Annotated in this window: 14 protein-coding genes; 11 read left to right on the forward strand and 3 right to left on the reverse strand. The window is 74.2% G+C overall.

Going from position 1 to position 12,472, the window contains the following annotated elements:
- The first annotated feature begins 82 nt into the window (after positions 1–82).
- From CRP52_RS25975 to CRP52_RS26005, 8 genes are all read left to right on the forward strand, one after another.
- A complete protein-coding gene (locus CRP52_RS25975) occupies positions 83–400 on the forward strand; it encodes a (2Fe-2S)-binding protein (protein ID WP_097238599.1) in 318 nt (105 codons plus the stop codon).
- Positions 381–1,787 carry an FAD/NAD(P)-dependent oxidoreductase gene (locus CRP52_RS25980; protein WP_097238600.1) on the forward strand — a complete coding sequence of 469 codons (1,407 nt, stop codon included), beginning with the start codon at positions 381–383 and terminating at the stop codon, positions 1,785–1,787. The genes CRP52_RS25975 and CRP52_RS25980 overlap by 20 nt, the downstream gene beginning before the upstream one ends.
- 151 nt (positions 1,788–1,938) lie before the next feature.
- Complete coding sequence (locus CRP52_RS25985; RefSeq protein ID WP_373560574.1) at positions 1,939–2,802, forward strand: dihydrodipicolinate synthase family protein; 864 nt, start codon at positions 1,939–1,941, stop codon at positions 2,800–2,802.
- A gap of 106 nt (positions 2,803–2,908) precedes the next feature.
- Positions 2,909–3,913: a proline racemase family protein gene (locus CRP52_RS25990; protein WP_097238602.1), complete on the forward strand. Its 1,005-nt coding sequence runs from the start codon at positions 2,909–2,911 to the stop codon at positions 3,911–3,913.
- An 87-nt stretch (positions 3,914–4,000) separates the two neighbouring features.
- On the forward strand, positions 4,001–4,696 hold the full coding sequence (locus CRP52_RS40610) for an aldehyde dehydrogenase family protein (protein WP_306458888.1): 696 nt from the start codon (positions 4,001–4,003) through the stop codon (positions 4,694–4,696).
- The gene (locus tag CRP52_RS40615; protein WP_306458923.1) at positions 4,582–5,367 is read left to right on the forward strand and encodes an aldehyde dehydrogenase family protein; all 786 of its coding nucleotides are present in this window, start codon (positions 4,582–4,584) and stop codon (positions 5,365–5,367) included. The genes CRP52_RS40610 and CRP52_RS40615 overlap by 115 nt, the downstream gene beginning before the upstream one ends.
- The gene (locus tag CRP52_RS26000) at positions 5,367–6,395 is read left to right on the forward strand and encodes a proline racemase family protein (protein WP_097238603.1); all 1,029 of its coding nucleotides are present in this window, start codon (positions 5,367–5,369) and stop codon (positions 6,393–6,395) included. The genes CRP52_RS40615 and CRP52_RS26000 overlap by 1 nt, the downstream gene beginning before the upstream one ends.
- Before the next feature lie 32 nt (positions 6,396–6,427).
- A complete protein-coding gene (locus CRP52_RS26005; protein ID WP_306458889.1) occupies positions 6,428–7,375 on the forward strand; it encodes an ornithine cyclodeaminase family protein in 948 nt (315 codons plus the stop codon).
- A 107-nt stretch (positions 7,376–7,482) separates the two neighbouring features.
- Here the strand turns inward: CRP52_RS26005 and CRP52_RS26010 are convergent, their stop codons facing one another.
- Complete coding sequence (locus tag CRP52_RS26010) at positions 7,483–8,073, reverse strand: TetR/AcrR family transcriptional regulator (RefSeq protein ID WP_097238604.1); 591 nt, start codon at positions 8,071–8,073, stop codon at positions 7,483–7,485.
- A gap of 131 nt (positions 8,074–8,204) precedes the next feature.
- Between CRP52_RS26010 and CRP52_RS26015 the strand changes: the two genes are divergently transcribed.
- The 3 genes from CRP52_RS26015 (at position 8,205) to CRP52_RS26025 (ending at position 10,664) form a co-directional block, all read left to right on the forward strand.
- Positions 8,205–9,092, forward strand: a complete 888-nt coding sequence (locus CRP52_RS26015; protein ID WP_257032862.1) for an NAD(P)-dependent oxidoreductase — start codon at positions 8,205–8,207, stop codon at positions 9,090–9,092.
- Positions 9,093–9,256: 164 nt separating this feature from the next.
- Positions 9,257–9,967, forward strand: coding sequence for a GntR family transcriptional regulator (locus CRP52_RS26020; RefSeq protein WP_097238605.1), 711 nt, complete (start codon positions 9,257–9,259; stop codon positions 9,965–9,967).
- A 100-nt stretch (positions 9,968–10,067) separates the two neighbouring features.
- Complete coding sequence (locus CRP52_RS26025) at positions 10,068–10,664, forward strand: Uma2 family endonuclease (RefSeq protein ID WP_097238606.1); 597 nt, start codon at positions 10,068–10,070, stop codon at positions 10,662–10,664.
- A 1-nt stretch (position 10,665) separates the two neighbouring features.
- Here CRP52_RS26025 and CRP52_RS26030 read toward each other — a convergent pair whose 3' ends face one another.
- Together CRP52_RS26030 and CRP52_RS26035 are read right to left on the reverse strand one after the other, a co-directional pair.
- Positions 10,666–11,346 (reverse strand): ABC transporter ATP-binding protein, encoded by a 681-nt coding sequence (locus tag CRP52_RS26030; RefSeq protein ID WP_097238607.1) that lies wholly within the window; start codon positions 11,344–11,346, stop codon positions 10,666–10,668.
- Positions 11,343–12,419: an ABC transporter permease gene (locus CRP52_RS26035; protein ID WP_097238608.1), complete on the reverse strand. Its 1,077-nt coding sequence runs from the start codon at positions 12,417–12,419 to the stop codon at positions 11,343–11,345. Before CRP52_RS26035 ends, CRP52_RS26030 begins: the two co-directional genes overlap by 4 nt.
- Positions 12,420–12,472 lie beyond the last annotated feature (53 nt).

A 12,472-nucleotide genomic window follows, 5' to 3' on the forward strand; every position in this document is an offset into this window, starting at 1 on the left:
GTTCCCGGCCGGTGAGACCGGCCCCGCCACCGCCCCGTCACCGCCCCGTATGAGATTCCGTCCTGGATTGGAGAAGCCGCCGATGCGCCGCCGCACCCCCGCCGGGCTGGTCGAGGCCGAGCCCGGGCCCGCCCACCACATCGAGTTCGACGGGCGGCCCGTCCCCGCGTTGCCCGGGCAGTCCATCGCCGCCGCGCTCTGGGCCGACGGCGTGCTCGCCTGGCGCACCACCAGGGTCGGCGGGAAGCCGCGCGGGGCGTTCTGCGGGATCGGCGCCTGCTTCGACTGCCTGGCCGTCGTGAACGGCCGCCCCAACCAGCGCACCTGCCTGCTGCCCGCCGAGCCCGGCACCACCGTCACCACCCAGGAGGGCCACGGCCGTGCCGACCTCGCCGTCTGACGATTCGCTGTTCGACCTCGCGGTGGTCGGCGCAGGCCCGGCCGGGCTCGCCGCCGCCGTCACCGCCGCCGACCTCGGGCTGCGGTGCGTCCTGCTGGACGGCGGGTCGAGCACCGGCGGGCAGTACTACCGCCACCCGGCGCCCGGCCTCGGCGCGGCCCGCCCGGACCGGCTGCACCACCACTGGTCCGCCTACACCGGCCTGGCCGACCGGCTCGCCGCCCACGAACGGTCCGGGGCGGCCGCCTTCCGCGGCGGGCACCAGGTCTGGGCGCTGGAGCGCACCGGGGACGGCTTCGCGGTGCACGTCACACGCGGGCCGGAGAGCACCGACCGGGCCACCGTCCGGGCCCGGTCGGTGCTGCTCGCCACCGGCGCGTACGAGCGGCAACTGCCGTTCCCCGGCTGGACCCTGCCCGGAGTGGTCACCGCGGGCGGCGCGCAGGCGATGCTCAAGGCCGGGCTCGTACTGCCCGGGCGGCGGATCGTGGTCGCCGGAAGCGGACCGCTGCTGCTCGCGGCGGCGTCCTCGCTGGTCACCGCCGGGGCCGAGGTGCCCGCGGTGGTCGAGGCCACCGCCTACCTCGGGTACGCGCGGCGCCCCGGAGTGCTCGCGGGCGTCCCCGGCAAGCTGGTCGAGGGCGCCGGGCACGGCGGCGCGCTGCTGCGGCACGGCGTACGGCTGCGGCCGCGCAGCGCCGTGGTCGAGGCGCACGGGACGGACCGGGTCACCGGCGTCACGGTCGCCCGGCTGGACGCCGACTGGCGGCCGGTGCCCGGCACCGAGCGGCGGATCGACTGCGACGCGCTCGCCGTTGGCCACGGCCTGCTGCCACAGATCGACCTCGCCACCGAGCTGGGGGCGCGGACCCGGACCGGGCCGGACGGTGCGGTTGCGCTGGAGGTCGACGCCCGGCTGCGCACCAGCGTGCCCGGCCTCTGGTCGGCGGGGGAGACCAACGGCGTCGGCGGCGCGGACCTGGCGCTCGCCGAGGGCGAACTGGCCGCGCACGCGGTGTCCGGGGCGCTGCCGGCGGCCGCGCTGCTGCGCCGCCGGGCGCGGCTGCGGGCCTTCGCCGAGCTGATGGCCGCCGCGCACCGGCCCGGGCCCGGCTGGACCGGGTGGCTGCGTCCGGACACCGACGTCTGCCGGTGCGAGGAGGTGCCGGTCTCGGCGGTCCGGGAGGCGGTGGAGGAGCTGGGCGCGGGGGATCCGCGCACCGTCAAGCTGCTCACCCGGGCCGGGATGGGCTGGTGCCAGGGGCGGATGTGCGGGCCGGCGGTGGCCTGTCTGGCGGGGGCGGGTTCGGCCTCGGGGCCGGATCGGCGGCCGCTGGGGTGCCCGGTGCCGCTCTCGCAGTTGGCGGCGGGGCCGTCGCCGGGGTAGGGCCTGCCGCTCGGCCGCTCGGCCTGTTGTCGAACGGGTCGGTCGGGGACCTTGTCTCCGGCCTGTCCGCTCCTATAAAATGTCACACCTCACCAAGGAGTTGCACGTGTCCATCACCCAGCACGACACCAACCGTCCCTGGCGCGGCATCATGGTCGCCACCACGATCCCGCTGCGCCCGGACCTCTCCGTCGACTACGACGCCTACGCCGAGCACGTCCGCTGGCTGATCGACTCCGGCTGCGAGGGCGTCGTCCCCAACGGCTCGCTGGGCGAGTACCAGACGCTCACCGCCGCGGAGCGCGCCCGGGTCGTCGAGGTCGCGGTCGAGGCGGCCGGCGACGGCTCCCGGGTCATGCCCGGGGTCGCCGCGTACGGCAGCGCCGAGTCCCGCCGCTGGGCCGAGCAGGCGGCCGAGGCCGGCGCCGGCTCCGTCCTGCTGCTGCCGCCGAACGCCTACCGGGCCGACCACGCCTCGGTGCGGGCGCACTACGCCGAGGTCGCCAAGGCGGGCCTGCCGATCGTCGCCTACAACAACCCGATCGACACCAAGGTGGACCTCGTCCCGGCGCTGCTCGCCCAGCTGCACGGCGAGGGCTCGATCGTCGCGGTCAAGGAGTTCAGCGGAGACGTCCGCCGGGCGTACGAGATCGCCGAGCTGGCCCCCGGGCTGGACCTGCTGATCGGCGCCGACGACGTGCTGCTGGAGCTGGCGCTGGCCGGCGCGGTCGGCTGGATCGCCGGCTACCCGAACGCGCTGCCCGAGGCCTCGGTCGCGCTCTACGACGCCGCGGTCAAGCACGACCTGGAGACCGCGCTGCCGCTGTACAAGTCGCTGCACTCGCTGCTGCGGTGGGACTCCAAGACCGAGTTCGTCCAGGCCATCAAGCTGTCCATGGACATCGCCGGGCGCCCCGGCGGGCCGGCCCGGGCGCCGCGGCTGCCGCTCACCCCGGAGGTCGAGGCGGCCGTGCGCGCCGCCACCGAGAAGGCGCTGGCCGAGGGTCTGGCGTAAGGCCTGCCCCGGGGCGTGTCCTGGCCGCGCCCGACTTCCCGGCCGGCTGCGGGGGCAGCCGGCCAGGCCCCACCAACCACCAGAACCTGTACGGGAGTTGTGACCCATGCGGAGCCGTCATGTGTTCCATGCCGTCGACTCGCACACCGAGGGCATGCCGACCCGGGTGATCACCGGCGGCTTCGGCATCATCCCCGGGGCCACCATGGCCGAGCGCCGGGTGCACTTCCAGGAGCACCTGGACCACTTCCGGACCCTGCTGATGTACGAGCCGCGCGGCCATGCGGCGATGAGCGGCGCCATCCTGCAGCCGCCGACCCGGCCGGACGCCGACTTCGGGGTGCTCTACATCGAGGTCTCCGGGCTGCTGCCGATGTGCGGGCACGGCACCATCGGCGTCGCCACCGTGCTGGTCGAGACCGGGATGGTGCCGGTGGTCGAGCCGGTCACCACCGTACGGCTGGACACCCCGGCCGGGCTGGTGGTCGCCGAGGTGCAGGTCGAGGACGGCGCCGCCAAGGCGGTGACCATCCACAACGTGCCGTCCTACTCGGTCGCGCTGGACCGCAAGATCGAGGTGCCCGGTTACGGCACCGTGAGCTACGACCTCGCCTACGGCGGCAACTTCTACGCCATCCTGCCGCTCGACCGGTTCGGGCTGCCCTTCGAACGCGAGCGCAAGCAGGAGATCCTGGACGCCGGCCTCGCCCTGATGGACGCGATCAACGCGGGCCCCGACCGGCCGGTGCACCCGGAGAACCCGTCCATCCACAGCTGCCACCACGTCCAGCTGCTGGCGCCCGGCTCCACCGCCGAGCACTCCCGGCACGCCATGGCCATCCACCCCGGCTGGTTCGACCGCTCGCCCTGCGGCACCGGCACCTCCGCGCGGATGGCCCAACTGCACGCGCGCGGCGAGCTGCCGCTCGGGCAGGACTTCCGCAACGACTCCTTCATCGGCACGACCTTCATCGGGCGGCTGGTCGAGGAGACCGAGGTCGCCGGGCGGCCCGCCGTGGTGCCCACCGTCACCGGGCGGGCCTGGGTCACCGGCACCGCCCAGTACTTCCTCGACCCGAGCGACCCGTTCCCGGCGGGCTTCCTGCTCTGAGGCGAGCCCTGCTCCGAGCAGAGCCCTGCTCCGAGCAGCACCCGCGTTGCCCGTGCCTGCTGAACCACCCCCGAAGGGCTGCCAGTTGTGACCATCACCTCGTACAACCCCGCCGACCCCACCGACCTGGTGCTCGCCGTCGAGGAACCCGGCGCCGAGGCCGTGCGGGCCGCCGTCGGCCGGGCCCGGGCGGCGCAGACCGGCTGGCTCGCCGCCGGGGCGGCCGCCCGGTCGGCGGCGCTCGGCCGGATCGCGGACGCGGTCGAGGCGCATGCGGAGGAGCTGACCGCGCTGATCGTGCGCGAGGTCGGCAAGCCGCTCGCCGAGGCCCGCGGCGAGGTCGCCCGGACGGCGGCGATCTGGCGCTACTACGCGCAGGCGCCGTACACGCCGTCCGGGGCGGTGCACGAGACCGCCGCCGGGCCCGGACTGCTGTTCACCCGGCGCCGCCCGTACGGGGTGGCCGGGCTGATCGCGCCCTGGAACTTTCCGCTGGCGATCCCGAGTTGGAAGGCGGCGCCGGCCCTGGCGGTCGGCAACACGGCCGTCCTCAAGCCGGCGCCCGAGGCGACGGCGTGCGCGCTGCGGCTGGCGGAGCTGGCCCGGGGGCCGGGTTGCCGGAGGACGTGTTCACCGTGCTGCCCGGCGGGGCGGAGGAGGGCGCGGCGCTGGTCGAGACGGCGGACGTGGTCTCCTTCACCGGCTCGACCGGCGTCGGCCGGGCCGTGGTGCGGGCGGCGACCGAGCGCGGGGTGCCGGTCCAGGCCGAACTCGGCGGGCTGAACGCCGCGTTGGTGCTGCCGGACGCCGACCTGGAGCTGGCCGCCGCGCACATCGCCGCCGCCATCGCCGGGTACGCCGGGCAGAAGTGCACCGCCACCAGCCGGGTGATCGCGGTCGGCGCCGCGTACCAGCCGCTGCGCGAGGCCCTGGTCAAGGCGCTGGCGGCGGTGGACGACTCGGTGTGCGGCCCGGTGGTCAACTCCGGGGCCCGGGACCGGTTGACCGGCGCGGTGGACTCGGCCGTCGAAGCCGGCGCGACCGTGCTCACCGGCGGCGGCGTGCCCGAACGGGCCGGCTGGTACGTCGAGCCGACCCTGCTCGCCGACGTGCCGGCCGAACACCCGCTGGCCCGCGAGGAGTTCTTCGGCCCGATCGCCGTGCTGCACGCCGCCGCCGACCTGGACGAGGCGATCGCGCTCGCCAACGACACCCCGCACAGCCTCGCCACCTCGGTGCACACCCGCAGCCTGGACGTGGCGCTGGCCGCCGCGGACCGGCTGGACGCGGGCATGATCCGGGTCAACGCCCCGTCCAGCGGCGTCGACTTCCACCTGCCCTTCGGCGGGGCCAAGGGCGCGAGCCACGGCGAGCGCGAACAGGGTCAGGCGGCACTGGACTTCTACACCGCCGGCCGGACCGTCAGCGTGCTGCCGGGCGGAGGCGCGCTCTGATGTTCGTGCGGACGGTCGACTACCACACGGCCGGCGAGCCGTTCCGGATCGTGCTCGACGGCACGCCGCCGATCCCCGGCGACACCGTCGCCGAGCGGCGGGCCATCGCGCTCGGCGCCGGCGGCAGCGCCACCGCGCCCCGGCCGAGCGCGCTGGACGAGATCCGGCAGCTGCTCACCCGGGAACCGCGCGGACACGCCGGGATGTACGGCGGGTTCCTGGTGCCGCCGGACGACGACGAGGCCCATCTCGGCGTGCTGTTCTGGCACAAGGACGGCTACTCGACGGCCTGCGGGCACGGCACCATCGCGCTCGGCGCGTGGGCGGTGGAGTCCGGCCTGGTCCGGGCCCCCGAGGACGGCGTGGCGCGGGTCCGGATCGACGTGCCCTCGGGGCGGGTCACCGCACTGGTGCACCGGGCCGGCGGGCGCACCACCGGGGTGACCTTCCGCAACGTGCCCACCCGGGTCAGCGCGCTGAAGCTGCCGGTGGAGACCTCGCGGGGGACGGTCGAGGTGGCGGTGGCGCACTCCGGCGCCTGCTACGTCTCCGTACCGGCGTCGGCCCTGGGGCTTGCCGTGGAGCCGGCCCGGCTGCCCGAACTCACCGCTGTGGGGCGGGAGATCAGGGCGGCGCTGGCCGGCGCGGAGGCGGTGGCGCACCCGACGGACGCCCGGCTGTCGGGGGTGTACGGGGTGATCCTCCACGACGAACTGCCGTTGGCGGACGGGATGTTGAACCAGCGGAACGTCACCGTGTTCGCGGACGGGCAGATCGACCGCTCGCCCTGCGGCTCCGGCACCTCAGCCCGGCTCGCCGTGCTCGCCGCAGAGGGCCGGCTGACCCCTGGGGAGATCCTGCGGCACGAGTCCGTCATCGGGACGGTGTTCACCGGTCGAGTGCTCCCCGGCGGCGACCCGTTGGGGGAGGGCGTCGTCACCGAGGTCGGCGGGACGGCCTTCCGCACCGGGGAGCACGGGTTCGTGCTGGACGCGGACGACGAACTGGGGACGGGGTTCCTCCTGTGAGTCCGGACGGGTCGGGAGTGACGGTTCCGGGTGTGACTCCTTCGAGTCCGACTGCGCTGCCCGGTACGGCGGTTGTGCCGCTCCAGTACGCCGTGCCGGGCACCGGCGGGATCGGGCCCGCCGAGGCGGTGGGGGCGATCGAGCGGGTGCTGCTGAACGGGTTCGACCCGGAGGCGGCACCCGCCCGGTCGGCCGTGCCGGTGCCCGCCGGCGAGCTGCTGATGATGCCGGCCGCCGACGGGTCGTACGCGGGCGTGAAGATCGCCGGGGTCGCGCCCGTCAACCCGGCGCGCGGCCTGCCCCGGATCACCGGCAGCTACCTGCTGCTGGACGGGCCCACCCTGCAACCGCTCGCGCTGCTGGACGGCGCCGCGCTCACCGCGCTGCGAACGCCCGCCGTCACCGCGGCGGCGCTGCGCCGGCTGGCGGTGCCGGAGGCTCGGCACCTGGTGCTGTTCGGCTCCGGGCCGCAGGCGTACGGGCACCTGGACGCGCTGCTGGCCGTGCGGCCGCTGAGCCGGCTCACGGTGGTGGCGCGGCACGCCGGTCGGGCCGAGGCGCTGGCGGCGTACGGCCGGGGGCTCGGCCTGGCGGCCGCCGTCGGCGGGCCGGAGGCCGTCGCGGAGGCGGACCTGGTGGTCTGCTGCACCACCGCGCGCACCCCGCTGTTCGACGGCACCCTGGTGCCCGCGCACGCGGCGGTGGCGGCGGTCGGCTCGCACGAGCCGGACGTGCGGGAGGTGGACGGGGCGCTGGTCGGGCGGGCCGAGCTGTACGTGGAGGCGCGGTCGGTCGCGGCCCGGGAGGCCGGGGACCTGCTGCTGGCGGGGGTCGCCGGGCGGCAGCTGTGGAACCTGGCCGAACTGGTGCGCGGGGACGCGCTGCTGCCGGCCGGGCGGCCGCGGTTCTTCAAGAGCGTCGGGATGGCCTGGGAGGACCTGGCGGTCGCGGCGGAGGTGTACCGGCAGGCGCAGGCGTAGGCGTTCGCAGGCCTGGTTGTGGGGCTGGAGTCGGCCCGGCGGGAAGGGATCCCCCGCCGGGCCGGCTCCTTTGCGTTCTCGGGAGGGCGTCGGCAGCGGGCCGGGCGTCAGCAGTAGCCGGCGAGCAGGCGGGCCAGGTGCCGGCCGGTGACCAGCAGTGGCTCCTCGCTGCGGGCGACCTGGGCGGCGAGCTCGGCGCCCTCCAGGGTGTTGATGACCGTGCCGGCCAGTTCGCGGGCGTCCTGCTCGGCGATGCCGGAGGCGCGCAGCCGCTCCGCCACGATGGCCTGCCAGTTGGCGAAGGCCTCGGTCACGGCCTGCTCGATGACGGGCACCCGGCCGACCGTCTCCAGGGCGGTGGTGGTGATCGGGCAGCCGTCCTGCCAGTCGGAGGCGCGCAGCTCGTGGGCGAGCAACCGGGTGCAGGCGTTCACCGCCTCGCCCAGGTCCTCGGAGGAGCCCAGCCCGGCGCGCAGCAGGACGGCGAACTCCTCGTCCCCGTGCCGGATCGCCTCGGCGGCCAACTCCTGCTTCCCGCCCGGGAAGAAGTGGTAGACGGAGCCGAGCGTGGCCTCGGCCTCACGGGAGATCTGCTTGATTCCGGTGCCCTCGTACCCCTGGCGTTGGAGCAGGCGGGAGGTGGCCCGGATGATCCGCTCGCGGGTGCCGACGGTGGTGGTCTTCTCGGACGTCTTCACGGGGGAATCCTAGTCGAGGATCTGGGTAGAGCGTTCGTTCTACTTCTGTGCTAACGTCGACCTCGTCGCTCTGGGTAGAGCGTTCGTTCCAATCGAGGGGATCTGCTGCTGTGTCTGTTACGTCGTCCGCCGTGTCCGCTGGTTCCGCTGGTTCCGCCGCGAGGTCCGTGACGGTGATCGGGCTCGGCCCGATGGGGCAGGCCATGGCCGGGGCGTACCTGGAATCCGGGTACGCCGTCACGGTGTGGAACCGTACGCCCGAGCGGGCCGCCGAACTGGTCGCCCGGGGAGCCGAGTTGGCGCCGAGTGTGGAGGCGGCGGTGGCGGCCAACGAGCTGGTGGTGCTCAGCCTCACCGACTACGACGCGGTGTTCGCGATCCTGGAGCAGGCGGAGCCGGCCCTGAAGGGGAAGGTCTTCGCCAACCTCACCTCCGACACCCCGCAGCGGGCCCGCGAGGTCGCGGCGTGGCTCGCCGACCGCGGGGCCGGGCACCTGACCGGCGGCGTGCAGACCCCGCCCTCGGGCATCGGCAGCCCCGAATCGTCCACCTTCTACAGCGGTCCGGTCGAGCCGTTCCAGCGGCACCGGGTGGCCCTGGAGGTGCTGACCGGCGCCGACTACCGCGGCGACGACCCCGGGCTGGCGCAGCTGTACTACCAGATCCAGATGGACCTGTTCTGGACCTCCCTGGTCGGCTACCTGCACGCCACCGCGATCGCCGAGGCCAACGGCATCTCGGCCGAGGAGTTCCTGCCCTATCTGAGCTCGACCGCCGCCTCGATGGCCGGCTTCCAGGCCTTCTACGCGCCGCGGATCGCCGCCGGGGACCACCGCGGGGACGTCGACCGGGTGGCGATGGGGCTCGCCGGCATCGAGCACGTCCGGCACACCGCCGAGGCCTCCGGGGTGGACGGCGCGCTGCCGGCCGTCCTGGAGGCGGCGTTCCGGCGGGCCGTGGAGGCCGGCAACGGCGCGGCGAGCCTGACCTCGCTGGTCGGGCAGTTCCGCCGGGCATAGCCGTGGGTGGGGCAGATCGTGTGCCGTCGGCCGTTGTCACGGCCGACGGCCGCTGCCACCATGAGCGTCGGCAGGCCCGGGAGGCATTCGAATCACGGACGGTTGCGCACGCACCGTAACGTGACATTGTACGCTGGGGTTCTGCACCCACCCGGAGGAACACCATGGCCGACCTCAAATCCCGCACCCTGATCTCCGTCCAGGAGCGGCTTCGCGACCAGGTCGCCCACGCACTCCGGGCCGCCCTGATCTCCGGCGAACTGCGCCCCGGCGTCGTGTACTCGGCACCCGCCCTCGCTGCCGACTTCGGCGTCTCCGCCACGCCGGTCCGCGAGGCCATGCTCGACCTCGCCCGCGAAGGCCTGGTCGAAGCCGTCCGCAACAAGGGCTTCCGGGTCACCGAGCTCACCGAGCGAGACCTGGACGACTACACCGAGATCCGCGCCCTGATCGAGGTCCCGACCGTCGGCCGGGTCACCCGCGCGGCGAGCAAGGACCAGCTGGAGCGGCTGCGCCCGCAGGCCGAGGCGATCGTCGCCGCCGCCCGCAAGCACGACCTGATCGGCTACCTGGAGGCCGACCGGCAGTTCCACCTCGACCTGCTCGGCCTGGCCGGCAACGCGCGGCTGGTCGACGTGGTCGGCGACCTGCGCAAGCGGTCCCGGCTGTACGGGCTGAACCGGCTGGACGAGCGCGGCGAGCTGGTGTCCTCGGCGGAGGAGCACCTGGAGCTGCTGGACCTGATGATCTCCGGCGACGCGGAGGCGGCCGAGGCCTGCATGACCCGCCACCTCAGCCACGTCCGCTCGCTGTGGGCCGGCCAGGACGAGGCGGCGGAAGCGGACCGCCCGGCCCTGCGGCTGCGGGCCCGGTAGGGGCTTGAACCGCCCCTTCGGGTGAATACGGAGGATCGGGCGTCGGGGGTGCCCGGGTCCTACGTTGACGGTCCCGACATCGGCAGTCAGGAGGAATTCCGTGTCCGCCGCAGCAGTGGAAGAGCCCATGGAGCAGCCGACGCTGCTCGAAGCCGCCGAGCTGATCTCCAACCAGTTCGCCGGGCACCGGGTCGAGATCGTCGGGAGCCAGATCACCGTGACGCCACTGCCGAAGGCTTCGCACGGCAAGTCGCTGAGCCGCCTCATGCGGGTGCTGTTCGCGGCCGGCCTCGACGGGGACGAGGTCGACGTCCTGCAGAACGTCGGGATCTGGTTGCCGACTGGGCCATCGGACTATGCCGTGCCCGATCTGTCGATCGCTGACTCCGACATCGATGACCACCTGATCGAGTACAACTGTTACGACCCAGCGGTCTTCCGTCTCGTACTGGAGGTCACCTCATCGAACCTGAGCGATGATCTGAAGCGGAAACCCACCGTGTACGCCACGGCCGGGGTACCCGTTTACGTCATCGTGGACCGCACGAACCAGCGCGTCATGGTGCTGACCGAGCCGCAGGACGACGAGTACCGCGTGCACGCCGTCCACCACCGGGGTCAGTCGTTCACCTTGCCGGAGTCGATCGGAGCGCCGGTGACGCTCGCGGTGGACGACGTGCTTGCCGCCAAGAAGTAGCTCAGACCGCTGACAGCACCGTCAGCCTTCCGTCGTGGACTTCGGCGATCCGGTCGACGGCGGTGAGGTGGGTGCGGTCGTGGGTGACCAGGATGGTCGCCGTGGCGCGGCGGTGGGTGAGGTCGGTGATCAAGTCCAGGACGGCGGCGCCGCGTTCGTGGTCGAGGGCGCTGGTGGGCTCGTCCACGAGCAGGACCGTGGGGTCGTTCATCAGGGCGCGGGCGATGTTGATGCGTTGACGCTGGCCGCCGGAGAGCTGGTGCGGGCGACGGGCGGCCTGGTCGCGCAGGCCGACGGCGTCCAGCAGGTCCAGGGCGCGGGGGAGGGCTGCGCGCGGGGGACGGCCGTCGAGGTGGGCCATCACCTGGAGTTGTTCGACGGCGGTGAGCGAGGGCAGCAGGTTGGGCTGCTGGAAGACGATGCCGATCCGGGTGCGGCGCAGGGCGGTGAGTTCGGCGCGGCCGAGGTCGGCGGTGTCGGTGCCGTCGATGACGACGTGCCCGGAGTCCGGGGTGATCAGGGTGGCGGCCACCGCCAGCAGGCTGGACTTGCCGGAGCCGGACGGGCCGACGACGGCGGTGACGGAGCCCTTGGGGACGGTCAGCGAGACCTGGTCGAGGGCGGTGAGCCGGTCGTCGCCGTCCGGGTAGGTGAGCGTGATGCGGTCGAGGTGCAGAGTCATCGTGCGCTCCCCAGAGCGGTCAGCGGGTCGACGGAGGTGATCCGGCGGATGGACAGGGCCGCGCCGACCGCGCCGAGGGCGATCATGACGACGGCGGGCAGCAGGACGGTCGGGGCGTCCAGGACGAAGGGGACGGCGGAGCCGATCAGCGCGCCGAAGCCGGCCGCGATCGCGGTGCCGACGGCCGTACCGAGCACCAGCAGCAGCACCGCCTGGCCGAGGGCGTCGCGCAGCAGGTAGCGGGTGGAGGCGCCGAGCGCCTTGAGGACGGCGATGTCGCCGCTGCGCTGGATCGTCCAGACGGTGAAGAACGCGCCGATCACCAGCGCGGAGATGGCGAACAGGAAGCCGCGCATCAGCTGGAGGGAGCCGTTCTCCGAGGTGTAGGAGCCGATCGCGGCGAGGGCGTCGTCGCGGGTGCGGCTCTCGGTGCCGTGGCGGGCGTCGGCGGCGGCGAGGTCGGCGCCCTTCGCCGTGGTCAGGGCGATGACGGTGGCGTGGCCGGCGCCGCCCGGGGCGAGCTGCTGCCAGTCGGTGAGGCTGGTCCAGATCACCGGGGTGTGGCTGTACGCGGCGTCGCCGTCGACGGCGGCGACCCGCAGCGGGTGCCCGGCGAGGGTGAGATCGGCGCCGGGAGTGAGGCCGCCCAGGTTCTCGGCGGCGGTCTTCGACAGCACGGCCCGGCCGGGGGCGATCCGGCTGCCCTGGGGGGCCAGCCCGGAGCCGTCCGGCACGCCGAAGGCGGAGAGGGCGGCGGTGCGCTTTCCGGCGGCGGCCTTGGTGGTGGTGATGCCGAGCGGCTGGGCGGAGGTGACGTCGGGCTCGCGGGCCCAGGCCTGCCACTGGTCGGGCGTGACCTGGGAGTCGGTGAAGGAAAGCTTCTGCCCGTCGGCCGGCCGGCCGAACACCAGGTGGTCGGCGGGCAGGCCGGTGATCGCGGAAATGTTCTGCCGGCCGAGCCCGGCGGTCAGCCCCGACAGCAGGCCGACCAGCACGGTGATCAGCACGATGACGGTTCCCATCAGGGCGAACCGCCCCTTGGCGAACCCCAGGTCCCTCCAGGCGACGAACACGGTGGCCTTCCTCTGCACGGGTGTCTGCCGGACACGGTGTTTCCGACGCTCCC

Origin of the sequence: Streptomyces sp. 1331.2 (assembly GCF_900199205.1) — a bacterium.
In the GTDB taxonomy this organism is placed as follows: domain Bacteria; phylum Actinomycetota; class Actinomycetes; order Streptomycetales; family Streptomycetaceae; genus Kitasatospora.